The following is a 24,253-nucleotide window of genomic DNA, read 5'->3' on the forward strand; positions in this document are numbered from 1 at the left end:
GCGATCAGGATTGGCGGCGGTCGAGTTCGCGTGCGGACACGCTCACGTTGAGGCCGTGTGCGCGCAGCCGGTCGGCAAGCGCCTCGCTCATCGCGACCGACCTGTGCTGGCCGCCTGTGCAGCCGATCGCGATCGTCACATAATGCTTGTCCTCCTGCGCGTAGCCGTTGACGGCGGTCTCGATCGCCTTCTCGTACGCGTCGAGGAAGTCGGACGCCCCCGTGCTGCGCAGCACGTAGTCGCTCACCGGCTTGTCCTTGCCGTTGAGCTCGCGCAGTTCGGGCACCCAGTACGGGTTCGGCAGGAAACGCACGTCGGCGACGAAGTCGGCGTCAATCGGGATGCCGTATTTGAAACCGAAGCTGAAGATGTGCACCGAGACGGTCGTCGGCCCCGATCCCATGAGCGCATTGTACAGTTTCGTCGACAGTTGGTGGATGCTCAAATGGGATGTGTCGATGACGATGTCGGCGCGTTCCTCGAGGTTCTCGAGCATCTCGCGTTCCTCGCGGATGCCGTCGATGAGCCTGCCGTTGCGTTGCAACGGGTGCGGGCGGCGCACCGATTCGAAGCGTTTGATGAGCACTTCGTCGTCGGCGTCGAGGAAGAGGATGCGTGTCTTGACGCCGAGGTCGTCGAGATGGCTCAGCATCGCGGACAGGTCGGCGAAGTAGTCGCGCGAACGCACGTCGATGACGGCGGCGAGCTTGTGCACGCCGCTCTGCGACGCGGTCATCATGTCGACCATCGGCACCATGAGCTGGGGTGGCATGTTGTCGACGACATACCAGCCCATGTCCTCGATGCTGTGCGCGGCATGCGAACGGCCTGCGCCGCTCATGCCGGTGATGAGGATGACCTCGAACCCTTCCGCGGGGCTGCCGACGTATCCCCCAGGCTTGCCGTCCGCTTCCCGCTGCGCCTCGTTCGTCTGGCTCACAACGCCTCCTCCAATGCTGCCCTCATGGCCGTTTCGAGTGCTTCGTGCGTGGCCTGCGCCCCGACTTGGTCGAATGCGTCGTCGTGCGCGCGCCCCGTCATCAGGAGCACTTGGGCCACCGCTTGATACAGTAGCATCTCCTCTCCGCCGAGCGTGATCCCTCCCAGACGTGACCACGCGCGCATGAGCGCGGTCGGCCTGGGATCGTAGACGACGTCAAGCAGCATGCCATGCACACGGGCATCGGCCGCGTCGAGCCGGGCGGCGACGTCGTCCGCGCCATGGCCGGGAATCGTCGAGATGGCGATGCCGGCCGTTTCGAGCCGCACGATCGTGCCGTCGGACGCGAGCGGCAGCATCGACACCTGGATGCCGTGGCGTGCGCCGAGTTCGGCGAGGCCGGGGTTGCGTTCGGGGTGGCGTGCGGCGACGGTGACGTCGCGTATGCCCATCATGATGCATGCGGCAAGCGCCGATGTCGCCGTGTTGCCATTGCCGAGGATGACGGCGTCGTCGATGTGCGGCGCCGTCTCGCCCCTCGCGTGCGCGAACGCGCGTGCGATGCCGTAGACATCCGTGTTGTACAGCTTGACGCCGCCGTCGGAGAACACGGCCGTGTTCGCGACGCCGAGTTCACGCGCCCACAGGTTCGCGGGGTGCCCGTATGGCTGGATTGTGCGTTTGAGCGGCATCGTCAGGCTCAGTCCCGCCCATGTCCCGTCGAGCGTCGCGAGGAATGGCGCGAGGTCGTCCTCCCCCGCCTCGACGCGCCCGTAGGTCCATCCGTCGAGGCCGAGCGCGCGGTATGCGGCTTCGTGCAGCACGGGCGAGAGCGAATGCGCGATCGGTTTGCCGAGGACCGCGCACCGTCGTGATCCGCGCGTCCCGCCTTGTGGTACCTGTGCCATAACACCTCCTGACAGGCTGTGCGTCGCCGCGGGGCGCCGCACAGCCTTATCGTCGTCTTCTTGTGACATCTGCTTTGTGCGTCCAGCGTACCGAACATGTGCGTCTTGCGCCGGTGCACCGTCCGGCCGGTGGCCCGTCAGGCGTCCGTGGCCACATCCCGTTCGGCGGCTGTCTCCGTTGCCGTCCGCGCATCTGTCGTGGCCATGCCATTGCCTGTGCCCGTGCCGTCGGCATGGAGCGCCGACCAGATCCGTTGCGCCTTCGCATGGCCGATGCCTTTGACCTCCTCAAGCTCTTCGACGCTCGCTTTGCGCATCGCGCGCACCGACCCGAAATGCGCAAGGAGGCGTTTTTGGAACGCGGGGCCGACGCCTGGGATCTCGTCGAGCGCGGAACGCAACGCGCCTTTGCGGCGCGTCTGGCGGTGGTAGATGATCGCGAAGCGGTGCGATTCGTCACGCACCCGTTGCAGCAGGTACATGCCTTCTGATGAGCGTTTGAGGATGATCGGATAGTCGTCGTCTGGCACCCACACTTCTTCGAGGCGTTTCGCGAGCCCGCACACGGCGACGTCGGTCACGCCGCTGTCAGCGAGGGCCTTCGCGGCCGCCATGACCTGCGGTTTGCCGCCGTCGACGACGACGAGGTTCGGTTTGTAGGCGAACCGGTGGCGCTCCGTGCGCTGTTGCACGGCGTCCGCATCCCCCGCCTGTGCGGCACGGCGTTCGTTGTCGATGCTGTCACCGCTGTCACCGGCGATGTTGCCATGGCGGAACCGCCTCGTGAGCGTCTCATACAACGCCGAAAGGTCGTCGAGCGCGCCGGAGCCGTCGTCGCCGCGGATCGCGAAGCGCCGGTACTCCGATTTCTTCGCGACGCCGTCCTCGAACACGACCATCGACGCGACCTGGTAGGCGCCGCCGACCGTGTTCGAGATGTCGTAGCATTCGATGCGCAGCGGCGCCTCGTCGAGGCCGAGCGCGGCGGCGACGTCGTTCATTGCTTTCGTGCGCGCGCCGATGTCGCTTATGCGGCTCATCTTGCTGCGTTGGAGCGCCTGGCGCGCGTTCTCGTCGGCGCGGTCGAGCAGTTGCCGTTTCGTGCCGCGTTGCGGCACGTCGATCGAGACGGTTCCCCCGCGCAGGCCGGAAAGCCATTGTTCGAGCTCGGCCTTGCGCGCCGGTTCGATCGGCACGAGGATCTGGCGCGGCACGGGCGCGATCGGCGCGAGCAGGTCGGCGCGGCCCGTCTGTTCACGCCGTTCGTTGCGTGCGCGCGTCGCCTGGGCGCGCGCGGCCGCATCGGTCGCGCGGAATCGCTGCGACGCGGCGACAGCGTTGCGTTCCTCGTTGACGACGACGTTCGACGCGCGCTCCTCGCCGACGAGGTCGGCGTAGACGCGCACGAGCAGGTCGGCGATGATCTCGCCGTCCTCGATGCGTTCGGTGCGTTCGACGCTCCAGTTGCGTTCGCCGCGGATCGTGCCCGCACGTACGAAGAACGCGTGCACGGACGCTTCGAGTTCGTCGGTGTCGAAACCGAAAACATCGGCGTCGGTGTCTTGGTCGAGCACGACCGAGTTCTGTTCGACGACGGTCGACAGCATCTGGATGTCGTCACGCAATCTCGCGGCGCGTTCGAAGTCGAGGTCGGCGCTCGCCTCCTTCATCTGCGCGGTGAGCTGTGCGATGTAGCTGCGGCCGATGCGTCCGGTGAGCACGCCGACGAGCTGTTCGCACATGCGCCGGTGTTCCTTCGCGCCGATCCTGCCGACGCATGGCGCCGAGCATTTGCCGATCGAGGCGAGCAGGCATGGCCGTCCCGTCAGATGCGCCTTGCGGAACACCGACGGCGTGCATGTGCGCACGGGGAAGGCGCGCAGCAGCCGGTCGAGGCTTTTGCGCAGGTCCCATACCTTCGCGTACGGCCCGAAGTAGCGTGTGTCGCGGCGTTTGCGGCTGCGCGTGACCCATACGCGGGGGTATTCCTCACCGACCGAGACCGCGAGGTACGGGTAGGTCTTGTCGTCGCGGAACACGACGTTGAACCGTGGGTCGAATTCCTTGATCCACGTGTATTCGAGCGTGAGCGCCTCGAGTTCGGTGCCGACGACGGTCCATTCGAGCGACCGTGCGGTGAGTACCATCGTCTGGGTGCGCGGGTGCAGCTGGTGCAGTGGTTGGAAGTAATTCGTCAGGCGGTTGCGCAGGTTCTTCGCCTTGCCGACGTAGATGACCTGCCCGTCGCCGTCGCGCCATTTGTAGACGCCGGGCTGGGCGGGGATGTCCGAGGTCTTCGGGCGGAACAGGTCGCGGCTGTCGCCGAGCAGCGGCGCGCCGTTCGCGTTGACGCCCGCGCCGCCCTGCCCGATCGGCGCGGGCGCGGCGAGGCTGCGCGCGATCGCGTCCCATGTGCCCGGCGCGTGCCGTTCGAATATACTCACGGTGTCTCCCTGTGCGTGCGTTTCCTCATCGTTCCAAGACCGTTGCGCCGTTCAGCCGAGCAGCGGTTCGAGGAACCTGCCGGTCCACGACGCGTCGCATGTCACGATGTGTTCGGGTGTGCCTTCGGCGACGATCGTGCCGCCGCCTTCGCCGCCTTCGGGGCCGAGGTCGATGATCCAGTCGCTGGATTTGACGACGTCGAGGTTGTGTTCGATGACGATGACGGTGTTGCCTTTGTCGACGAGGCCCTGGAGCACGACGAGGAGCTTGTTGACGTCCTCGAAGTGCAGGCCCGTCGTCGGCTCGTCGAGGATGTACACGGTCTTGCCGGTGGAGCGCCGCTGCAGTTCGGTCGCGAGCTTGACGCGCTGCGATTCGCCGCCCGAAAGCGTCGTGGCGGGCTGGCCAAGGCGGATGTAGCCGAGGCCGACCTGCACGAGCGTGTCGAGGTAGCGTGCGATCGACGGGTACGCCTTGAAGAACTCGGCCGCCTCGCTTATCGGCATGTCGAGCACGTCGGCGACCGACTTGCCGTTGTACTTCACTTCGAGCGTCTCGCGGTTGTAGCGTTTGCCATGGCATTCCTCGCAGTCGACGTAGACATCCGGCAGGAAGTTCATCTCGATCTTCAACGTGCCGTCGCCGTGGCAGGCTTCGCAGCGGCCACCCTTGACGTTGAACGAGAAGCGTCCCGGACCGTAGCCGCGCACCTGCGCCTCGGGCGTCTTCGCGAACAGCGCGCGGATCTTGTCCCAGACGCCCGTGTAGGTCGCCGGGTTGGACCTCGGGGTGCGTCCAATCGGGTTCTGGTCGACGTGGATGACCTTGTCGCATTGGTCGACGCCTTCGACACGGGTGTGCTTGCCGGGCACGATCCTCGCGCCGTTGAGCCTGTCGGCGAGCACCGGGTAGAGGATCTGGTTGACGAGCGTCGACTTGCCCGAACCGGAGACGCCGGTGACGCATGTCATGACGCCGAGCGGGAAGTCGACGGTGAGGTCCTTGAGATTGTTCTCGCGGGCGCCGACGACACGCAGCCTGCGGCCCTTCTTCGCCTTGCGTCGCTTCTTCGGCGTCTCGATGCGTCTGCGGCCGGCGATGTAGTCGCCGGTGATCGAGCGTTTCGCGTCGACGAGATGGTCGGCGGGGCCCGAGTAGACGACTTCGCCGCCGTGTTCGCCGGCACCGGGGCCGATGTCGACGAGCCAGTCGGCGCTGCGGATCGTGTCCTCGTCGTGTTCGACGACGATGAGCGTGTTGCCGAGGTCGCGCAGATGGTGGAGCGTGTCGATGAGGCGCGTGTTGTCGCGCTGGTGCAGGCCGATCGATGGTTCGTCGAGCACGTACATGACGCCGACGAGGCCAGACCCGATCTGCGTCGCGAGGCGGATGCGCTGCGCTTCGCCGCCCGAGAGCGTCTTCGCGGCGCGTGAAAGCGTCAGGTAGTTGAGGCCGACGTCGTTGAGGAAGCCGAGACGCGCCCGGATCTCCTTGACGACTTCGCCGGCGATGTGCGCGGCGGCGCCGGAGAGCTTGAGCCCGTTGATCCATGCGAGGCTGCGCTCGGCGGACATGTCGCACACGTCGGCGATCGACTTGCCGTCGACGGTCACGGCGAGCACCTCGGGCTTGAGGCGTTTGCCGTGGCATACGGCGCATGGCACCTCACGCATGTACGACTCGTAGTACTGTTTGCGCTGTTCGGAATCGGTCTCCTCATGGCGGCGCATGAGCGAACGCACGACGCCTTCGAAACCGGTCGAGTATTCGCGCATGCGCCCCCAACGGTTGCGGTAGGAGACGGTGACTTTGAAGTCCTTGCCGTACATGATCGCCTGCCGTACCTCCTCGGGCAGGTCCTTCCAAGGCGTGTCGAGGTCGAAGCCGAGTTCCGAGGCGAGACCCTCGAGCACATGGCGGTAGTAGTCACCCGAGCTTTTCGTCATCATCCACGGTTCGATCGCGCCCTCGTTGAGCGTCTTGTCCGGGTCGGGCACGACGAGTTCGGGGTCGATCGCGAGGCTGAAGCCCAGACCCGTGCATTCGGGGCATGCGCCGTAGGGGGCGTTGAACGAGAACGTGCGCGGCTCGATCTCGTCGAGTTCGAGCGTGTGCCCGTTCGGGCACGCCATGTGCTCGGAGAACGGTACACGGCGCGACGGGTCGTCCTCGTCCCGGTCGACGAAATCGGCGACCATGAGGCCCTTCGCGAGCCTGAGCGCCGTCTCGACGGAGTCGGTGAGGCGTTGACGGATGCCGTCCTTGACGACGAGACGGTCGACGACGACCTCGATCGTGTGCTTCTTCTGCTTCGTCAACGTGATGTCGTCGGACAATTGGCGCATCTCGCCGTCGATGAGCGCACGCGCATAGCCGTCACCGCGCAACAGCTCGAGTAGGTCCCCGAACTCGCCTTTGCGGCCGCGCACGACGGGCGCGAGGATCTGGAACCTGGTGCGCTCCGGTTCGCCGAGGAGCCTGTCGACCATCTGCTGCGGCGTCTGCGCGCTCACCTCGGCGCCGCACACCGGGCAATGCGGCACGCCGGTGCGCGCGAACAGCAGGCGCAGGTAGTCGTAGACCTCGGTGATCGTGCCGACCGTCGAACGTGGGTTGCGGTTCGTCGTCTTCTGGTCGATCGACACGGCGGGGCTCAGGCCCTCGATGAAATCGACGTCCGGCTTGTCCATCTGGCCGAGGAACTGGCGCGCGTACGCGGACAGCGACTCGACATAGCGCCGCTGGCCCTCGGCGAACAACGTGTCGAACGCCATCGACGACTTGCCCGACCCGGACAGGCCCGTGAAGACGACCATGCGGTTGCGCGGGAACTCGAGGTCCGCGTTCTTGAGGTTGTGCTCACGCGCGCCCTGGATGACGATCTTGAGATCGTTCGGCAGATGGCCGATGTCCGCGATGAGCGAACCATGCTCCTCGCGCAACGGCGCTTTCGCAAGCTCGCGGCTCAGAAAGGAATCGCTCGACATCACACGTTCGAGGACGACGTTCGTACCCTGTGCTGCACGTTCGGCTGCCAATGTTCCTCCATACCTTGACGTGTCCGTAACAACCACGACAAGGATACCGCATCGAAACGAAAAAATCGAACACCTGTTCGAAACCTTCGCATGTGCATGCCACACACCCGACACTGACGCCCCGGTTGTTTACCCCTTGTTTTACCCCGCAGGGGAAAACGTCGCGGCCCTACGCACACAAACCCCGTTTTCCTCTACTGTGGGAGACAGGCCGGGACACATCCGGCAGTACCGAGCGCAAAGGAGAGACGATGACGCACGACACAGACGTACAGGACGACGGGAAGGCGAAAGTCACACGCGACATCGAAATGATCGTCGCCTGGGTCTCCTTCCTCGCGCTCATCATCGTCATGGCGCTCGCGCAATGCGGCGTGCTGGTCCACATCGACATGGACGACGAACGCCAACGCGTCTACTCATGGTTCGCCGCCGAACGCTACGTGCAACTCATCTGGGTGCCCGTCTACCTGCTGCTCGCGATCTGGCTCATACGCATCGGCAACGGCCGCAAGCACGCACGCAAGCTCGGACACACCCGCTTCACGCTCATCGGCGTGCTGTTCATCGCCACATGCCTCGTCGGCATCGGCTGGGTATTCGCATGGGCGTTCAAGAACTACCCGAGCGCCGTGCCGCTCATCGGCATCCAGACGCTCCTCGTCTGGGCCCTGTGGTTCTTCTCGCGCCGTGAGGACGGCAGCTTCTGGGGCTGGGCGCCATTCTCGCTGTGGGGCGCATGGCTCGTCGTCGAAACGGTCACCGACCTCGCACGCGCCGTCACCTACTACGTCTCGAAGGACGGACCGATTGCGGCGGGTGGACAGTCGGCCGCGACGATCGCGCTCGCGCTCATCCTGTTCGCGCTCGCGTGCTTCGCACGCTTCAGGTTCGACGACTGGCTCTTCGGCCTCGTCGTGCTGTGGTCGATGGTGGGCGTCGCGATGCGCCTCATGGATGTCTCGAAATTCACGGCCGTCGTCGTCATCGCGCTTGCCGCCGTATGCGCCGTGTTCATGTACATCCCATGGAAGCGCGTCTCTGGGCGTCTCGACGCGATCGAGCCGCGCAAGCCGCAGCCGACGCCGGAGCAGCGCAAGGCGGCGCAGGAGACGTCGACGCCGCACGTCGAGGACTATGACGGCGGCACCCACGAGGAGGCGCTGCGATGAGCGGCCGGAGCGGCGCCAGCACGCAATGGACACGTGTCGAGCACGGGTTCGGCCCATTGTTCGACGCCCGTTCGCGTGTCCTGTTCCTTGGCACGATGGCGAGTCCGAAATCACGTGAGGCCGGATTCTTCTACATGCATCCGCGCAACCGGTTCTGGCCGATCATGGATGCGCTCTTCGCCGATCCGCACGACCCGGATGACAAGGTCGGCGCGACGCGTGCGACACGGCGCGCGTTTGCGCTGCGGCATCGCTTCGCGCTCTGGGACACGGTCGAATCCTGCGAGATACTTGGCGCGTCCGACGCGTCGATCAGGAACGTCGTGCCGAGCGACCTGACGCCGATCATCCGCGGTTCGCAGATCAGGCACATCTACCCATGCGGCACGAAGGCGATGCAATTGTACGAACGCCTGTGCCGTCCGCTGCTGCTCGGCGACGGCATCGACCTTCCGGTGACGGCGTTGCCGTCGACATCACCCGCCTATGCGTCGAAGACGCTCGCCGACCTCATCGGCATCTACCGCTCGCGCATCGACATGTCCGATTTCGTCTGACGGCCGCGGCGGCCGCGCACAGGGGCGGCCGCCGCCGGGACAGTGACGTCCCGGCAGCGTTCATGGCCGCGTTTATGATGGTTTTCCGGCAACGAACAGTGCTCATATGAAGACGGAGACGCATGGCAATCGAAGTACAGGGACTGGAGATCCAGATCGGCGCGCGCACGCTGCTCAATCCGACGAGCTTCCATGTCGCGAGGGGAGACAAGATCGGCCTCGTCGGCCGTAACGGCGCCGGCAAGACGACGCTCACACGCACGATCGTCGGCGAACTGCTGCCGACGGCGGGCACCGTGCGTGTCAGCGGCAAACTCGGCTACCTGCCGCAGGACACGCATGCCGACGATCCCGAACAGTCCGCGCTCGACCGCATGATGAGCGCGCGTGACATCGCCTCGATCATCAGACGCATCCGCAAGGCGGAGAAGGAGATGACCGACCCCGACCCGGACGTCATGACGAAGGCGATGAACCGCTACGACAAGGCGATGCAGGATTTCGAGAAGGCCGGCGGCTATGCGGCGCAATCGGAGGCGCAGGCGATGGCGGCGAGCCTCGGCCTGCCACAGGACGTCATGGACCGCCCGCTCGGTACCCTGTCCGGCGGCCAGCGCCGCCGCATCGAACTCGCGCGCATCCTGTTCTCGGATGCGGACACGCTCATCCTCGACGAGCCGACGAACCACCTCGACGCCGATTCGATCGAATGGCTGCGTGACTTCCTCAAGAAATACGAAGGCGGTTTCCTCGTCATCTCCCACTCGGTCGAACTGCTCGACGAGGTCGTCAACAAAGTGTGGCATCTCGACGCGCAGCTCGCGCAGATTGACATGTACTCCCTCGGCTACAAGGCGTATCTGCACCAGCGCGCCGTCGACGAGGAGCGCCGCCGCCGCGAACGCGAAGTCGCAGAGAAGAAGGCCGAACGCCTCATGCAGCAGGGCATCCGCCTGCATGCGAAAGCGACGAAGGCCGTCGCCGCGCAGAACATGATGCGCCGCGCCGAGAAACTGCTCAGCGAGACGAGCGGCGAGCAGAAGAAGGAGAAGGTCGCGGACATCCGCTTCCCGGAACCAGCGCCATGCGGACGCACGCCGATCATGGCGAAGGACATTTCCAAGGCGTACGGATCGAACATCGTGTTCGCCGGCGTCGACCTCGCGATCGACAAGGGCTCACGCGTCGTCATCCTTGGATACAACGGCGCCGGCAAGACGACGACGCTGCGTCTGCTCGCCCACCTCGACGAGCCGGACACCGGCACAGTCGAATACGGACATGGCGCGAAGATCGGCTATTTCGCCCAGGAGCATGACACGCTCGAACTCGATATGACGGTCCTCGAGAACCTCCAGCATGTCGCCCCCGAACTCACCGACACGCAGGCGCGTTCGATCCTCGGCTCGTTCCTGTTCTCCGGTGATGACGCGTTCAAACCGGCGCGTGTGCTCTCTGGCGGTGAGAAGACACGTCTCGCGCTCGCGACGCTCGTCACGTCGCGTGCGAACGTGCTGCTGCTCGACGAGCCGACGAACAACCTCGACCCCGCGTCGCGCGCCGAGATCCTCAAGGCGATCTCGAAATACGAGGGCGCGATCGTGCTCGTCACGCACGACGAGGGCGCCGTCGAGGCGTTGCGCCCCGAACGGGTGCTGCTCATGCCGGATGGTGACGAGGACCTGTGGAACGATTCCTACCTTGAGCTCGTAGCCGAGGAGTGACGCCGCACACCGGACTCCGGCTTCCGCGCCGCGGCATGCCCAGGCCCCTCCCACCGTACGGTGGGAGGGGCCTGGGCATGCCGCGGCGCGGAAGCCGGAGTCCAACTTGGCAATACGGTTTGCGCCGGGCTGTGGCCGTCTGGGGGTCACTCGTCGTCGTCCGGGTCCTCGAACTGTGCGGGGCCGTGCGCCTTCGCCGGGTTGTAGATGTCCGGTTCGACGTAGATCTCCCAGTTGAACCATGGCATCGCCGAACGCACGGAGTCCTCGATCTTGTTGACGGTGTCGACGTCGTAGTCGCGGTCGAGTTTCGACGTCTGCACTTTGAGGCACAGCAGGATGTTGTCCTCGGACATGTGCACGGTTTGCATGTTGATGAGTTCCTCGACGCCTTCTGTGCCTTCGACGGCGTCGATGATGCGCGACTGCGTCAGGTCGCTCGCCGATTCGCCGATGAGCAGCGAACCGACCTTGTATGCGAGCAGGAGCGACCCGATGATGAGGACGACACCGACGCCGAGGCCGCCGAGCGCGTCGTAGAGTTCGTCATTGCACACGATCGCGGCGCCGATGCCGAGGAACGCGAACGCGAGGCCGATGAGCGCGAGTGTGTCCTCCATGATGACCGAGGCGAGGTCGGCTGATTTCGTCACGCGCCAGAACCGGTAGATGCCCATATGCGGCATGCCGGTGTGTTCCATGCGTTCGTTGGCTTCCTTGATGCTTTGGTGCAGGCCGTAGCCTTCGAGGCATGCGCTGATGATGACGACGATGAGCGCGACGACGAGTTCGCCGCGGTTCGCGGCGCGTGCCGCCGGGTTTGCGCATACGTCGATGACCTTCTTGATCGCTTCGCTTGACGAGAAGAAGCCGCCGACGAAGAACAGCAGTGTCGCGACGACGAATGACGCGAGGTATTTGACACGGTACCAGCCGAACGGATGCACGGTGTTGTACCGGTGTTTCGAGAATCTGCCGCCTGCAAGGAGCACGATCTCGTTCGAGCAGTCCGCGATCGAGTGGACGGATTCGGACAGCATCGACGACGACCTGGTGAACGCGAATGCGGCGAGTTTCGCGAGGGCGACGCCGATGTTCGCGGCGAGGGCCGCCTTGACGGCCGCGCCTTCGTGTTTGCGTTCGCGTCGCACGTCCGCGTTCGCCTTCGGTGGGATCGTGCGCACCGCCGCGCGTTGCGCTTCGCCGGCGTCGGGTGTCGCGCCTGTGGATGCCATGGGTGTGGTTCCTTCCTTATTCCTTCATTCCTGTCGTGTGCGGTTCAATCCTTGACGACGTCGCGTATGCATGCGATTGCGTTGAGTGCGCGCGGATAGCCGATGTAGGGCAGGCATTGCGAGATGACGGCGATGAGGTAATGCGTGTCGCGTCCCAAGTGCAGGTTGCCGCGGATGTGTGCCCTGACCTGCGCGTCGCAACCGCCTTGGGCGATGAGGATGCACAATGTGACCATCTCGCGTTGTGCGAGGGTCAGGCCGCCGCGCGTGTAGTAGTCGCCGAAGCAGTTGTCGGTGAGCCATACGTTGATGTGCTTCGTGTCGTCGGGGCCTTTGCGGTGGAAGTCCTGCATCGCGTCGCCGAAAATCGCCGTCTCGACCTGGGCGCCTTTCGCGAGCCTGTCGTCCGCGGTGACGGTCGCCTGTGGCGCGAGCGGCAGTTGCACATTGCGCGCGTTGAGGAAATCGTTGAGTTTCTTCAGATACGGCAGGGAGTGCGCGAATCCGGCGAATGCGGTCGCCTGGTAGATGACCTCCTTGAGCTGGACCGATGTGACGCCCGCCTGGTAGACGACCGGCAGCATCATATCGAACGCGTCCATGCCTTGCGCGCCGATGATCGCGGCGATGACGGCGAGGCAACGGTCGGTCTCGTCGAGTGCGTCGTCGTTCGCTTCGGGCTCGTGCACGACCTCGTCGTAGGCGAACCGTGAGAACAGTTCAATGAATTCCGGATCGGTCTCGCTCAACGTGCGGTCGTCATTCCAGAAATGGTTCATTTTCCTATGCAGTTCCTCGAACATCGATAACCTTCCATCCATTGTGCTCATGTCGCTCATGGTCTCGCCCGCGCCTGAACACTAAGGGTGGATGGTGGGATGTTCGCGCACAGATCAAGACTCCGATGACCGTGTAATACGACAGAATATTGCATGGTGCCCATGACGAGCCTTTCCTGTGCGGCCGGCTCGTCATGGGCACCGTTGTTCGAATGCCGTGGGCGGCGCGGATCGCCGCCCACGGCCGCATGTCACTTCTCCTGCAGCTTGTTGCTCGACGCGTCGAAGTCGGAGACGGGTGTTGCGACGATCGTCGGATCGTCATACGTGGACATGTAGTACGTCTGCGTCTTCGCCGAATAGCCGCTCGTGAAGACGGTCTTCTCGAACTGGCCGTCGGCCATCGCGCTCATGCCCTCGACCATCGCGGCGCTCGAAAGGGTCTTGAACAGGCGCGTGACGTTGTCCTTCTCCCCCTCCTTGTTCGGATAGTGCGCGTTCGCATAGGCGACGCGCACGAAGCGGGACATCGAATTCGGGTCGCCCGGCAGGCCATGCGAGCTCAGTCCGGCACCCCACGGCTTGAGTTCCGCATTGCCCCACTTGACGGGCTTGACCATCGCCGGATCGCAGTTGATGTAGTTGATGAGATTGGCGCGATGCACCGGGAACTCCGGCTGGTTCGTCATGACATCGATGTCGTTGTCATAGACATGCATGCCGCTCTCCGTGTATTCGACGACGATGCTGCGCGTCGCGTCGGCGATGATCCAGTGGAGCATCGCAACCGGATACTTGTCGTTGATCGGCTTGCCGACGATCGTCACGTTCTTGAGCGCCTCCTGCACCTCGTCGACGCTCGTGAAGCAACGCGCGACCCACAGCGGGAACTCATACGCGGCGACATTCGTCGTCAGGTTGACGGCATCCGGCGCGTACTGCGCATAGCCCGGGAAATTCAGGCCGGCGACTGCGAGGCCCGCATCATTCGCGCAATCGAAATACAACGGGGTGTCATCGGAAATGATGCCGACGCCGATGACGGCATGGTTGCGGTCCTCGGCGTTGAACGCAGGCTGATAGTCGTAGTCGGCCGGCGTGTAGACGATCTTCTCGCCATAATCGAACGACCAGTCGAGGTTGCGTCCGAAGAACAGGTTGCCGTCGCCGTCGACGAAGCGGACTGCAGTGCACATGATGATGTTCCTTTCGTATACGGCAAGACCATCGTCCCACCGTGGGTTTCGCATGGGCGGCGTAACGCGTCACCGGAACCGGCCCAAGTCCGGACATGCCATATAGCCGCCATTGTAGGAAGCCACGGCATGCACCGGCCACGGTTATCGTTGACAGAGGAAGCGCCGCCGCATTCGCCGACGGTGTGCTTAAGCTCACACACCCGGCCTTCAGACGATGGCGTAACGGCCGCACGGACCCACACGCGGCGGTACTACAGTGGACAACGTATCCGGTTGCCGTACACGACGTGCGCTGATGGATCCGGCCACGCCCCACGGCATGACGCGAAAGGACGACCGATGAACGATTCCGGCACGACGACAACGGGCCCGACGCCACACACCGACGATGCGGACATCGACGAGGACCTGCGCGTCGACACCCTACTGTCCTCCGCATTCGACACGGCGACCATCCGCGCACTCGAACGCCCCCTGCTCGACGATGGCGTCCCCCTCATGCGCATCGCCGCCGGAGCCGCCGCGAAACACATCCTCGACGTCATCGCCGACGAGGAATGGGACCCCGCCACGTTGCGAGTCTGTGTGCTCGCCGGCGCCGGCGACAATGGCGGCGACGGACTCTACTGCGGCGCGGCGCTCGCGGCCGAAGGGTTCAATGTGACCGCGATTGCCGTAGGCCGTGCGCTGCACGACGCCGCATTCGACGCGTTCCGCCGTTCCGGTGGCCATGTCTTCACACTCGACCCGAACGCGCGCATCCCCGGGGCGCCTTCCGGCATGTCGTCGGGAGAGGCTGGGCAGCGCCTTGAACAGGCAGTGCAGTTCGTGTCCCGCGCGCACATCATCATCGACGCGATGACCGGCATCGGCGTCGAAGGCGCCTTGCGCGGCATCCCCGCGGCGATCGCGGCCGCCGTCGGCGCGCAGGATGGCGCGCCACGGCGCATCGCGTTGCCCGACGACGAACTTGACATCGAATTCCCCTTCGTCGTCGCGATCGACACCCCATCGGGCATCGGCGTCAATGACGGCACACTGCCCGGCCCGTACATCCCCGCCGACATGACGATGATGTTCGGCGCGCTCAAGCCATGCGCGGTGCTGCCGCCCGCCTCCTACGCATGCGGACGCATCACGCTCGTCGACTTCGGCTTCGACGTGGACGACACCGACGTCGAACCGGCCGTCGAAGTCGCCGACCGCGCCTTCGCGCAATCGGCGATCCGCATACCGAACATCGAGGACGCGAAATACGACCGTGGGGTGACCGGGCTCATCACCGGATCGGTCCACTACCCCGGCGCCGCCGTGCTCTCCACGGCGGCGGCCGCGCGCTCGAACATCGGCATGGTCCGCTACCTCGGCCCCGAACGCGCACAGAACCTCGTCCTCAACGCATTGCCCGAAGCCGTCATCGGCAAAGGCCACGTCCAATCCTGGGTCGTCGGCTGCGGCGTGCCCGACGGCACGCACGGCGACGCCGACGACATGCAACGCGCCGCGATCGCGGCGTTGCTGCACCACTACGCGCTCGACGACGCCGACGACATGGATGAGGAAGCGGCGCTCACGATGCCGCCGATCGTCGTCGACGCCGGCGCACTCGACCTGCTGCCCGCCCACGTCCCCGCGCAGGTCGTCCTCACACCGCACGCGGGCGAGATGGCCGCATTGCTCACCCGCCTCGGCCATGACCGCACCGCACAGGACGTCAATGGCCATCCGCTCGAAAGCGCGGCGCTCGCCTGCGAACTCACCGGCGCGACGGTGCTGCTCAAAGGCGCGATGACGGTCATCGTCGGCCCAGACGGCACCGGGGCGACACGCACGCTCGTGTGCGGGCGCGCACCAGCGTTCCTTGCAACGGCTGGCGCCGGCGATGTCCTCGCCGGCATCACCGGCGCGATGCTCGCCCAACAGGCGGACGCGATTATCACCGACCCGTCGCTCACCGCCGAGGTCGTCGCCGGCGCCGCCTACGTCCACGGCCTCGCCGCGGCGCTCGCCTCGCACAGCGACCAACGGTTCTGGAACGAACCGGTGTTGTTCTCGGATGGCGCGTCGAAGGCGCATACCGTCGAATCGGTCGGCCATCCGATCGTCGCGTCGGACGTCATCGACGCGTTGCCGGACGCGTTCGACATGCTCAACGCGACGGCGCGCTACGAGTGACCCACGGATAACCCTTGACAACAAGCAACCATCATCCACAAAGGAGCCAATATGACATTGCTGCAACACGACCTCACCGATTTCACCGCGGATGCATACCAGAACAACGAGATCAAGCAGGTGCGCAAGGACGACCTGCTCGGCCACTGGTCCGTCCTCTTCTTCTATCCTGCCGACTTCTCGTTCGTATGCCCGACCGAGCTCGAGGACCTCGCCGACCATTACGACGAGTTCAAGCAGGCCGGATGCGAGATCTACTCGGTCTCGTGCGACACACAATGGACGCACAAGGCATGGCATGACGCGAACGAGAAGATCGGCAAGATCACGTTCCCGATGATCGCCGACCCGACCGCGCTCCTCGCTCGCGACCTCGACACCTACAACGAGAAGACCGGCCTCGCCGAACGCGGCGACTTCATCATCGACCCGGAAGGCCGTGTCGTCGCCTATGAGGTCATCTCATCGAACGTCGGCCGTGACGCCGCCGAGATCCTGCGCCGCGTCAAGGCGTCGCAATTCGTCTACGAGCACACCGACCAGGTGTGCCCCGCCAAGTGGGAGCCCGGTGAGGACACGATCAAGCCGAGCCTCGACCTCGTCGGTGAACTGTGATGCCGATTCCACAGGACGATTTCCATGACGCCGTCGTCATCGGCGGCGGCCCCGCCGGGCTCACGGCGGCGATGTACCTCGCACGTGCCCGCTACCGCACCTTGCTCGTCGAGAAGGACGATTTCGGCGGCCAGATCACGATCACGGACGACGTCGTCAACTATCCGGGCGTCCTCACGACGAACGGCAGGAAACTGACGGCGGTGATGCGCCGGCAGGCGCAGGATTTCGGCGCCGAACTGCGCGTCGCCGACGTGACGGGCATCGATGTGCTCGACGACGGCGTCAAAGTCGTGCACACGACGCGCGGCGACGTGCGCACGTTCGCCGTCGTGCTCGCGATGGGCGCATCCCCGCGCAAGGTCGGCTTCGCCGGCGAACGCGAATACGCGGGACGCGGCGTCGCCTACTGCGCGACATGCGACGGCGAGTTCTTCACCGGACGCGACGTCCTCGTCGTCGGCGGCGGTTTCGCGGCGGCCGAGGAATCGGTGTTCCTCACACGCTATGCGCGCAAGGTCACCGTGCTCGTACGCGAGGACGATTTCACCTGTGACGCGTCGGTCGCCGCGCACACGAAGGCCAATCCGAAGATCGACATCATGTACGGCACCGAACTCAAAGGCGTCGAAGCGGGCGAACGCGGCCTCGTCGCCGCGACGCTGCGCGACGCGCACACCGGCGAACGGCGCCGTTGGCAGCCCGATGACGACGGCACGTTCGGCGTGTTCGTCTTCGCCGGCTATGTGCCCCAGACGTCGATCGTCGACGGCGTCGTGCCGCTCGATGACCACGGCTATGTGCTGTGCGACCCGATGACGCTCGAAACGACGGTCCCCGGCATCTACGCGGCCGGTGACCTGCGCGTCAAGGACCTGCGTCAGGTCGTCACGGCGACGGCCGACGGCGCGATCGCCGCCGTGCACGCCGAACAGTATGCGGCCGAGGCGAGCAAACGCACCGGCATCGTCCCGAAACGACCGACCGACACCGTCTACGAACGCGACGCGCGCGACGCGCGCACGTCCGCCCCGGCGCAGACGTCGATCGCCCCCGTGTCGAACGACGTCGAGGACACACCTGCCGCGTCCGTCCATGCGATCTTCGACGACGACGTGCGCGCACAGCTCACGATGGTGTTCTCGCGCATGGCGCGCCCGGTCACGCTGCAGCTGCAGCTCGACGACACCCCGTTGAGCGTCGAACTCGACGCGTTCATCGACGAGCTCGTCTCGCTTTCGGACGGCAAACTCGGGAAGGTCGCCGACCACGTCGGCCGTATCGACGAGCACGGACGTGGTGCGTTCGACGCGTCGCAGCCGCTGCCGTTCGCAGCCCCCGTCGTGAGCGTCCTCGTACGCAACGACGACGGCGAACTCATCCCGACCGGCATCTCGTTCCACGGTGTGCCGAGCGGTCACGAATTCAACTCGTTCGTGCTCGGCATCTACAACGCGGCAGGCCCCGGTCAGCCCTTGACCGACGACGAACGGGCGCGCATCGAGGAGATCCACGAGCCGGTCGACATCATGCTGCTCGTCTCGCTCACATGCACGATGTGTCCGGAAACGGTGCGCGCGGCGCAACGCATCGCCGCGCTCAACCCGAACGTGCGCGCGGAGGCGTATGACATCGCGCACTATCCGGAACTCAAGGAACGCTACGACGTCATGAGCGTGCCCTGCATCGTGCTCACACGTGCCGGTGAACGGCATATCGATTTCGGCAGGAAAAGCGTCGCGCAGATGCTCGACCTCATCGAACAACAGCACTGACGGAAGCACGATACACACCAAGGTTACGGCGTGGGCGGAGGTCTGGCACACAGACCTCCGCCCACGCCGTTCGCGTTTGTTACCCCGATATTTCGAGATGTGCACATAACACGTCCACGGCAACAGCCGTGCAGTACACTGACGAAGGCGCGGCTCGGCATACGCCCGCGCCGGCCACAACATGGCACAGCCCTGCGGATCCTGAAACGAGGTAGCGATGAGCGTTGAACGTCCGATAACCGATGCCGTCTTCGATTTCTGCGGCGTACTCGTCGACTGGCAGTCCCATTGCGCGCTCGACGGCCACGTGGACGCCGCCCTCGTCGCACGCATATGCGCGCCCGACGACCCCTATGGCTTCTTCCGCTACGAGGACCTCATGGACGGCGGCATGCGCCTCGACGACGTGCTGCCGATCGTCGAACGCGATCACGGCGCGGACATCGCCGCGATCTACCGCTATTACATCGAACACTACGGCGATGCGCTGCCGGCCACGGTCGACGGGATGCCGCAGCTGCTCAAGGACCTCAAACATGCGAGCGTACACGTGTGGGGGTTGACGAACTGGGCGGATGAGACGTTCCACTTCGCGTTCGAACGCTTCCCCGAACTCGCCGAACTCCTTGAGGGGACGGTCGTCTCGGGCACCGAGCGCCTGCACAAGCCACAGGAGGCGATCTACCGCCTCGCCGAGGAACGCTTCTCGCTCGAGCCCGAGACGACCGTGTTCGTCGACGACACGGCGAAGAACATCGCGGGCGCGCAGGCGCTCGGATGGCACGGCATCCACTTCACCGACGCGGCATCCACGCGCGCCGCGTTACGCGCGCTAGGCGCCGCGATCTGACGAATCCATCCAAAGACAACACCGGTATTGCAGAAGAGCACAGGAACACAACAGAAAGGAACGGCATCGCCATGGCCACGTTGCTGCAGCTCAAATACATCGTCAAAATCGTCGAATGCGGATCGATGAACGAGGCGTCGCACGCGTTGTACATCTCGCAGCCCGCGTTGAGCTCGTCGGTCAAGGAACTCGAGAACGAACTCGGCATCGAGATCTTCACCCGCTCGTCGCAAGGCATCGCGCTCACCGTCGACGGCGCCGAGTTCCTCACGTACGCACGTCAGGTGCTCGACCAGGTCTCACTGATGGAGGAACGCTACAAGAACGCGAAACCACGCAAGCAATTGTGCTCGGTCTCGACGCAGCATTACATGTTCGCGGTCGAGGCGTTCGTCGAGATGATCGAATCGATCAGATCGGACGAATACGAATTCACGATCCGCGAGACCCGGACGCGCGACATCATCAACCAGGTCGCGAACATGCGTTCGGACATCGGCATCCTGTACCTGTCCGACTTCAACAAGCAGGTCATCGGCAAGCTGCTGCGCGAGAAGCACCTCGACTTCCATCCGCTGTTCCGCGCGCCGCTGCACGTGTTCATCGCGCGCACGAACCCGCTCGCGATGAAGAAGAAAGTCACGATGGAGGACCTCAAGCCGTTCCCGTTCATCCAATACGAGCAGGGCGAGGAAGGCAGCTTCTACTTCGCCGAGGAGGCGGTGTGGCCCGACCACTCCCCCAAACAGATCAACGTGACCGACCGCGCGACGATCCTCAACTTCATCATCGGTCTCAACGGGTACACGGTGTGCACCGGCATCGACAACGGCGACCTCAACAATGAGAAGATCGTGACGGTGCCGCTTGAGACCGACGAGACGATGCTCCTCGGATGGATTTCGCACGAGCGCGCGAAACTCACGACGCCCGCGCAGGTGTACCTCGACAAGCTCAAGGAGGTCATCGCCTCCCACGGCTACGACATCATCGAACAGTGACGTGTGATGTGTGGTGTGTGCGCCTGCACATCACAACTCGTAGATGTGTGCGTGATTTCGATTTGTGAGCCCGTGCCGTGTGTGCTGCGCATCCCCTATGAGCGACACACACGGCGAATGTCACACAACCAACCAATGCCGCACGATTCGCGCACATTTACACACGGTAGCGCTCATATGCGCACATGTACTTTCTCGCATGAGCGCGCGTAGGCGTGCCCCCGGGGCCACCATTCGCGATATCCTCCGTATCTGCGATTTATGACCCCGGGATTGACGTACATGCACCCCGTCAGATCATCGTACGCCCACGGTATGCCGATTCGAACGCGTCGCGCAGCGTATGCGAATAATCTTTCCTCTTGTTGCGACATCCGCGCATCCGGCTAAGGCAAGCATCGACCTTTCCGCTAGGTGCTTTACTTGCTGTGGTCAGGTTGGTGCTGTGTGCGGTGGTTTGGGAAGTGATACTTACTATCCGTAAGTACCTGTATATTTGTATGATACAATGGTCTCATGCAAGACATCGACATCTTCTCGAAGGACTGCCCCACGCGCTTCAACCTCTCGGTCATCAGCGGCAAATGGGGCCTGCTCATCATCCTCGCGCTCGACGACCATCCGCTGCGGTTCAGCGAGCTCGTGCACACGATCGGTGGCATAAGCGAACGCATGGCGTCGCAGACACTCAAGTACCTCGAACGGTGCGGCGTTGTGCGCAGGCACGTCGTGCAGCACGCGAAGCCGCCGCAGGTGTACTATGAGCTCACGTCGCTCGGGCGGCAGTTCGTCGCTCCCCTCTCCCAGCTCGTCGAAATCGCGAACCGCAACGTCGACGCGCTCGTCTACCACCACGACTGACGCACGTCCCGGCACAACAACCACAGGAGGTCATATGTTCGGAGCGATCATCGGTGACATCGTCGGTTCGAAATACGAGTTCGCGCCAATCAAGACGAAGGATTTCCCGCTGTTCTCCGAGGGCTGCAGCTTCACCGACGACACGGTCATGACGTGCGCGGTCGCCGAGGGCATCATGAACGGCGGCGGCACCGACGATTTCATCGACGCGTTCAAGAAATACGGGCGCATGTATCCGGACGCCGGATATGGCGGACGGTTCATGCGCTGGCTGTTCTCGGACACGCGCGAGCCGATCGGCAGTTTCGGCAACGGCGCGGCGATGCGCGTCGCGCCATGCGCATGGATGATGGATTGCGGATTCATGATGCGCACCGGGCTCATGCCGATCGCGGGACGCGAGCTCGCCGAACGGTCGATCGCCGTCACGCACGACCATCCCGAGGGCATCAAAGGCGGCATGGCGGTCGCCGACGCGATCTTCCTCGCACGATACTGGTTCGGCGGCTGCCACGGCGAATTCGAGAAGGGCGTCGCCGACGACCCTGCCGAATGCAAACGCCGCATCCGCGACTACATCAACCACGCGTACGGGTACAACCTGAGTCTGCCGCTCGACAGGATCCGCCCCACCTACCGTTTTGACGTGACGTGCCAGGGTTCCGTCCCCGAGGCGATCCGCTGTTTCCTGGAGAGTGAGGATTTCGAGGATGCAATCCGCAACGCCGCCTCGCTCGGCGGCGACAGCGACACGCAGGCCGCGATCGCCGCGAGCATCGCACAGGCGGCCTATGGCATCCCCGATGACATCGCCGCCGAGGCGCTCTCCTACCTGCCGACGCCATTGCGCGACGTGCTCGAACGTTGGGACGACTTCTACCGCGAGCGCGACGTGCCGCCGTTATTTGTTGTGCATCGTCCGTTGGGAAGATGAGGTGTGTGTTATGGTGCCGAACATGGATGATATGAATTATGAATGAGGAGTCGAACGCGGTGAGCTTGGAAGCGATTGCGGAGGGCGACGTGTTCCTTGATGGTGGTGGTACCGGTCGTTTTCAGGATGCGCCGTCGTTGATTGCCGCGGCTCTTGGCTGACTGGTTTCTACGGCGTCACCGTTCTTTGGCGCGGAAGACGACGAGTGGGGGTGGTTTCTTTGTGTTTTGGCTATGTCTCCGATGGCGGCTTGGAGTAGTACGGGATCGTTGAGTTCTATTACTGCGTTGAGGTATTCGGCGATGCCTTCTTCGTCTTCGAGATACTCGGTTATGTCCCATGCCGTGGTGTTCAGTGCCATGCCATGCTCCTCGATATCGTGTGTGCGCGGTTTGCTCGGTTCGGCACAACGTCCATGTTCATGTGTCGATGCGGGTAATGTGGCGTAACGCTTTGTTGCGGTAGGTGAGGTCGTCGCGTGAGGTGAAGCCGAGCCGTTCCCAGAAGGTGTTGCCGGCGGTGTTCTTTGTGAAGACGACGAGGGTGACGTTGATGATGCCTTCGTTCGCGAGCGCGTGCAGTGTCGCGTTGACGAGTGCGGTGCCGATGCCTTGGTTGCGGTGGTTGGGGTGGACGGCGGTGTGGTAGACGGTGCCGCGTCTGCCGTCGTGTCCTGCGAGGATGGCTCCGTCGATGGTGCCGTCGCTGGTTTCGTGGACGAAGCTGGTGGCGGGGTTGCGCTGGAGGTATCTGGTGATGCCTTGGCGTGAGTCGTCGATCGTGTTGAGTCCCATGCCGGTGCAGGACATCCAACATGTGTGGACGGCGTCGTAGTCGTCGGGTGTCATGATGCGGTTTGGTGGGTGTGGTGTGGGTGCTGTGTGCTTTGTCTGGGTTATCGTGCAAGGAACGGCATGCCTCATTCGTCTACTTCGACACTATGCGCTCTGGCTTCTTCGCTGGGTGTTCCGCTGCCCGCAGCGGGGACGATGATGGGGGTGTCCGTATTCATCAAGTCCTGTGATGTTCGCATTGTAGTCGGCGAGCCATTGCATGACTCTCCTGTCCCCTTGCACGTGCCATAGGCCCATCAGATCGTTGAACGTGCGTCGCTCCGGGTCTTGGGTAGGTATGATCAATGCACGCGCCGTTCCATGGCCCAGCAGCACCCGGTTGGCGACGAGAAGCGCCGTGCGTTTGTTGCCGTCACCGAAGGGCTGCATTCTGGCGAGTCAGGCGAACACTTCGGAAGCGTCACGAAGGTTACCGTCACCGTTCCTCGCCGCGGCCAGAACTGATTCCATCTTCTCCTCATCGGGCGGTTCGGGGATGTAATCACCTGCCGATGTCCTCACCATGCTGTTGCGTTCCGTGCGCAACACGCCTGGTTCAATCGCCGCGGTCCGGCTCAGCTTCGCATTGACATCTTGCACGAAATCCACGTCCAGTGGGGATGAAGCGTGCAGAGCATACAACGAAGCGTCCTTGAGGTCCTCCAGCAGTGCGAGGTCGGCACGCGATTCAATCACGTTCGGGTTGTTTGTGCGCAGGAACTCCTTCGTGGCGGCATAGGTCGCGGACAGATTGTCGAAGGTGTGGCCCATGGAGTACAGCAGCCCTCGCCAATTGTCTCGTATTCAACCCCATGGTTTTGCCTCCATTTGTCGAAACATGCCTGCCAGCGGTGCCCGCCATGCCTTGCATCCATGGATGCTCCACCCGTCGTCCTCCCAGTCGACGGTCCGCACACATCATCCCATCATATCTTCGTGACTACTGCAGGAAGATATGCGTTTAATCAAGCTAGTTGCCCAATACCCGCAGATGCAGATCTATTCAAGCAAACAGCAGTGGGCATCCCCCCAATACGGCACGAGTGCGGTTGGGAAGGGGCAAAACCCCGGAGGCATGGCACATGGGCCAGAGGCTGTTCCGGAGCATCCGATGGACAGTGTATCAGCATCGCTGTATGGCCGCAATATGATTGTTGGTTCGCGGGCGCAGCCAGCGTTATCTCCGTTATTGCCTGCATGATGATTCATGGC

At 63.9% G+C, this 24,253-nt stretch carries 21 protein-coding genes; 11 read left to right on the forward strand and 10 right to left on the reverse strand.

All coding sequences use genetic code 11. The annotated features are described in order from the left end of the window. Nucleotides 1-4: 4 nt before the first annotated feature. From rapZ to uvrA, 4 genes are all read right to left on the reverse strand, one after another. Nucleotides 5-940 (reverse strand): RNase adapter RapZ, encoded by a 936-nt coding sequence (gene rapZ, locus B1526_RS05765; protein ID WP_235607068.1) that lies wholly within the window; start codon nt 938-940, stop codon nt 5-7. After that, complete coding sequence (locus B1526_RS05770; RefSeq protein ID WP_095615125.1) at nt 937-1,848, reverse strand: shikimate dehydrogenase; 912 nt, start codon at nt 1,846-1,848, stop codon at nt 937-939. The genes rapZ and B1526_RS05770 overlap by 4 nt, the downstream gene beginning before the upstream one ends. Before the next feature lie 137 nt (nt 1,849-1,985). Beyond that, nucleotides 1,986-4,292, reverse strand: a complete 2,307-nt coding sequence (uvrC, locus tag B1526_RS05775; RefSeq protein WP_095615126.1) for an excinuclease ABC subunit UvrC — start codon at nt 4,290-4,292, stop codon at nt 1,986-1,988. Nucleotides 4,293-4,343: 51 nt separating this feature from the next. Continuing rightward, complete coding sequence (uvrA, locus tag B1526_RS05780) at nt 4,344-7,280, reverse strand: excinuclease ABC subunit UvrA (RefSeq protein WP_095615244.1); 2,937 nt, start codon at nt 7,278-7,280, stop codon at nt 4,344-4,346. Nucleotides 7,281-7,582: 302 nt separating this feature from the next. Here uvrA and B1526_RS05785 point away from each other — a divergent pair, with 302 nt between their 5' ends. The 3 genes from B1526_RS05785 to B1526_RS05795 all read left to right on the forward strand — a co-directional run bounded on the left by B1526_RS05785 (nt 7,583) and on the right by B1526_RS05795 (nt 10,784). Next, entirely contained in the window at nt 7,583-8,503 is a 921-nt protein-coding gene (locus tag B1526_RS05785) for a hypothetical protein (RefSeq protein WP_095615127.1), read from the forward strand. Further along, nucleotides 8,500-9,060 (forward strand): DNA-deoxyinosine glycosylase, encoded by a 561-nt coding sequence (locus B1526_RS05790; RefSeq protein WP_095615128.1) that lies wholly within the window; start codon nt 8,500-8,502, stop codon nt 9,058-9,060. Before B1526_RS05785 ends, B1526_RS05790 begins: the two co-directional genes overlap by 4 nt. 122 nt (nt 9,061-9,182) lie before the next feature. Continuing rightward, nucleotides 9,183-10,784, forward strand: coding sequence for an ABC-F family ATP-binding cassette domain-containing protein (locus tag B1526_RS05795; protein WP_095615129.1), 1,602 nt, complete (start codon nt 9,183-9,185; stop codon nt 10,782-10,784). 146 nt (nt 10,785-10,930) lie between these two features. On the opposite strand, the gene B1526_RS05800 is transcribed toward B1526_RS05795, so the two are convergent. The 3 genes from B1526_RS05800 to bsh all read right to left on the reverse strand — a co-directional run bounded on the left by B1526_RS05800 (nt 10,931) and on the right by bsh (nt 13,994). Then, on the reverse strand, nt 10,931-12,019 hold the full coding sequence (locus tag B1526_RS05800; protein WP_095615130.1) for a cation diffusion facilitator family transporter: 1,089 nt from the start codon (nt 12,017-12,019) through the stop codon (nt 10,931-10,933). 44 nt (nt 12,020-12,063) lie between these two features. Then, on the reverse strand, nt 12,064-12,822 hold the full coding sequence (locus tag B1526_RS05805; protein WP_095615131.1) for a carboxymuconolactone decarboxylase family protein: 759 nt from the start codon (nt 12,820-12,822) through the stop codon (nt 12,064-12,066). Between the two features lie 227 nt (nt 12,823-13,049). Then, nucleotides 13,050-13,994, reverse strand: coding sequence for a choloylglycine hydrolase (gene bsh, locus B1526_RS05810; protein WP_095615132.1), 945 nt, complete (start codon nt 13,992-13,994; stop codon nt 13,050-13,052). Nucleotides 13,995-14,336: 342 nt separating this feature from the next. Between bsh and B1526_RS05815 the strand changes: the two genes are divergently transcribed. From B1526_RS05815 to B1526_RS05845, 7 genes are all read left to right on the forward strand, one after another. Then, the gene (locus B1526_RS05815; protein ID WP_095615133.1) at nt 14,337-16,172 is read left to right on the forward strand and encodes a bifunctional ADP-dependent NAD(P)H-hydrate dehydratase/NAD(P)H-hydrate epimerase; all 1,836 of its coding nucleotides are present in this window, start codon (nt 14,337-14,339) and stop codon (nt 16,170-16,172) included. 51 nt (nt 16,173-16,223) lie between these two features. Next, nucleotides 16,224-16,787 (forward strand): redoxin domain-containing protein, encoded by a 564-nt coding sequence (locus tag B1526_RS05820; protein ID WP_095615134.1) that lies wholly within the window; start codon nt 16,224-16,226, stop codon nt 16,785-16,787. Continuing rightward, nucleotides 16,787-18,562, forward strand: a complete 1,776-nt coding sequence (locus B1526_RS05825) for an FAD-dependent oxidoreductase (RefSeq protein WP_095615135.1) — start codon at nt 16,787-16,789, stop codon at nt 18,560-18,562. The genes B1526_RS05820 and B1526_RS05825 overlap by 1 nt, the downstream gene beginning before the upstream one ends. Nucleotides 18,563-18,779: 217 nt before the next feature. Next, nucleotides 18,780-19,412: an HAD family hydrolase gene (locus B1526_RS05830; RefSeq protein WP_095615136.1), complete on the forward strand. Its 633-nt coding sequence runs from the start codon at nt 18,780-18,782 to the stop codon at nt 19,410-19,412. Nucleotides 19,413-19,483: 71 nt separating this feature from the next. Next, a complete protein-coding gene (locus B1526_RS05835; protein WP_095615137.1) occupies nt 19,484-20,413 on the forward strand; it encodes a LysR family transcriptional regulator in 930 nt (309 codons plus the stop codon). 516 nt (nt 20,414-20,929) lie between these two features. Continuing rightward, nucleotides 20,930-21,274, forward strand: coding sequence for a winged helix-turn-helix transcriptional regulator (locus B1526_RS05840; RefSeq protein WP_095615138.1), 345 nt, complete (start codon nt 20,930-20,932; stop codon nt 21,272-21,274). Nucleotides 21,275-21,308: 34 nt separating this feature from the next. Then, complete coding sequence (locus tag B1526_RS05845; RefSeq protein ID WP_095615139.1) at nt 21,309-22,208, forward strand: ADP-ribosylglycohydrolase family protein; 900 nt, start codon at nt 21,309-21,311, stop codon at nt 22,206-22,208. A gap of 121 nt (nt 22,209-22,329) precedes the next feature. Here the strand turns inward: B1526_RS05845 and B1526_RS08980 are convergent, their stop codons facing one another. The 3 genes from B1526_RS08980 to B1526_RS05855 form a co-directional block, all read right to left on the reverse strand. Then, complete coding sequence (locus B1526_RS08980) at nt 22,330-22,569, reverse strand: helix-turn-helix domain-containing transcriptional regulator (RefSeq protein WP_133088489.1); 240 nt, start codon at nt 22,567-22,569, stop codon at nt 22,330-22,332. A 58-nt stretch (nt 22,570-22,627) separates the two neighbouring features. Beyond that, nucleotides 22,628-23,056 carry a GNAT family N-acetyltransferase gene (locus B1526_RS05850; RefSeq protein ID WP_095615140.1) on the reverse strand — a complete coding sequence of 143 codons (429 nt, stop codon included), beginning with the start codon at nt 23,054-23,056 and terminating at the stop codon, nt 22,628-22,630. Nucleotides 23,057-23,440: 384 nt separating this feature from the next. After that, entirely contained in the window at nt 23,441-23,812 is a 372-nt protein-coding gene (locus B1526_RS05855; protein WP_095615141.1) for a hypothetical protein, read from the reverse strand. Between the two features lie 184 nt (nt 23,813-23,996). Between B1526_RS05855 and B1526_RS08985 the strand changes: the two genes are divergently transcribed. Next, on the forward strand, nt 23,997-24,242 hold the full coding sequence (locus tag B1526_RS08985) for a hypothetical protein (RefSeq protein ID WP_133088491.1): 246 nt from the start codon (nt 23,997-23,999) through the stop codon (nt 24,240-24,242). Nucleotides 24,243-24,253: the final 11 nt, after the last annotated feature.

The sequence above is a fragment of the Bifidobacterium criceti genome (genome assembly GCF_002286935.1).
Taxonomy (GTDB): domain Bacteria; phylum Actinomycetota; class Actinomycetes; order Actinomycetales; family Bifidobacteriaceae; genus Bifidobacterium; species Bifidobacterium criceti.

Coding starts and splice junctions, on each gene's coding strand:
- B1526_RS05770 (WP_095615125.1), bottom strand. CDS start 1,848: ATGGCACAGGTACCACAAGGCGGGACGCGCGGATCACGACGGTGCGCG.
- uvrA (WP_095615244.1), bottom strand. CDS start 7,280: ATGTCGAGCGATTCCTTTCTGAGCCGCGAGCTTGCGAAAGCGCCGTTG.
- B1526_RS05785 (WP_095615127.1), top strand. CDS start 7,583: ATGACGCACGACACAGACGTACAGGACGACGGGAAGGCGAAAGTCACA.
- B1526_RS05790 (WP_095615128.1), top strand. CDS start 8,500: ATGAGCGGCCGGAGCGGCGCCAGCACGCAATGGACACGTGTCGAGCAC.
- B1526_RS05795 (WP_095615129.1), top strand. CDS start 9,183: ATGGCAATCGAAGTACAGGGACTGGAGATCCAGATCGGCGCGCGCACG.
- B1526_RS05800 (WP_095615130.1), bottom strand. CDS start 12,019: ATGGCATCCACAGGCGCGACACCCGACGCCGGCGAAGCGCAACGCGCG.
- B1526_RS05805 (WP_095615131.1), bottom strand. CDS start 12,822: ATGTTCGAGGAACTGCATAGGAAAATGAACCATTTCTGGAATGACGAC.
- bsh (WP_095615132.1), bottom strand. CDS start 13,994: ATGTGCACTGCAGTCCGCTTCGTCGACGGCGACGGCAACCTGTTCTTC.
- B1526_RS05815 (WP_095615133.1), top strand. CDS start 14,337: ATGAACGATTCCGGCACGACGACAACGGGCCCGACGCCACACACCGAC.
- B1526_RS05820 (WP_095615134.1), top strand. CDS start 16,224: ATGACATTGCTGCAACACGACCTCACCGATTTCACCGCGGATGCATAC.
- B1526_RS05825 (WP_095615135.1), top strand. CDS start 16,787: ATGCCGATTCCACAGGACGATTTCCATGACGCCGTCGTCATCGGCGGC.
- B1526_RS05830 (WP_095615136.1), top strand. CDS start 18,780: ATGAGCGTTGAACGTCCGATAACCGATGCCGTCTTCGATTTCTGCGGC.
- B1526_RS05835 (WP_095615137.1), top strand. CDS start 19,484: ATGGCCACGTTGCTGCAGCTCAAATACATCGTCAAAATCGTCGAATGC.
- B1526_RS05840 (WP_095615138.1), top strand. CDS start 20,930: ATGCAAGACATCGACATCTTCTCGAAGGACTGCCCCACGCGCTTCAAC.
- B1526_RS05845 (WP_095615139.1), top strand. CDS start 21,309: ATGTTCGGAGCGATCATCGGTGACATCGTCGGTTCGAAATACGAGTTC.
- B1526_RS08980 (WP_133088489.1), bottom strand. CDS start 22,569: ATGGCACTGAACACCACGGCATGGGACATAACCGAGTATCTCGAAGAC.
- B1526_RS05850 (WP_095615140.1), bottom strand. CDS start 23,056: ATGACACCCGACGACTACGACGCCGTCCACACATGTTGGATGTCCTGC.
- B1526_RS05855 (WP_095615141.1), bottom strand. CDS start 23,812: ATGGGCCACACCTTCGACAATCTGTCCGCGACCTATGCCGCCACGAAG.
- B1526_RS08985 (WP_133088491.1), top strand. CDS start 23,997: ATGCGTTTAATCAAGCTAGTTGCCCAATACCCGCAGATGCAGATCTAT.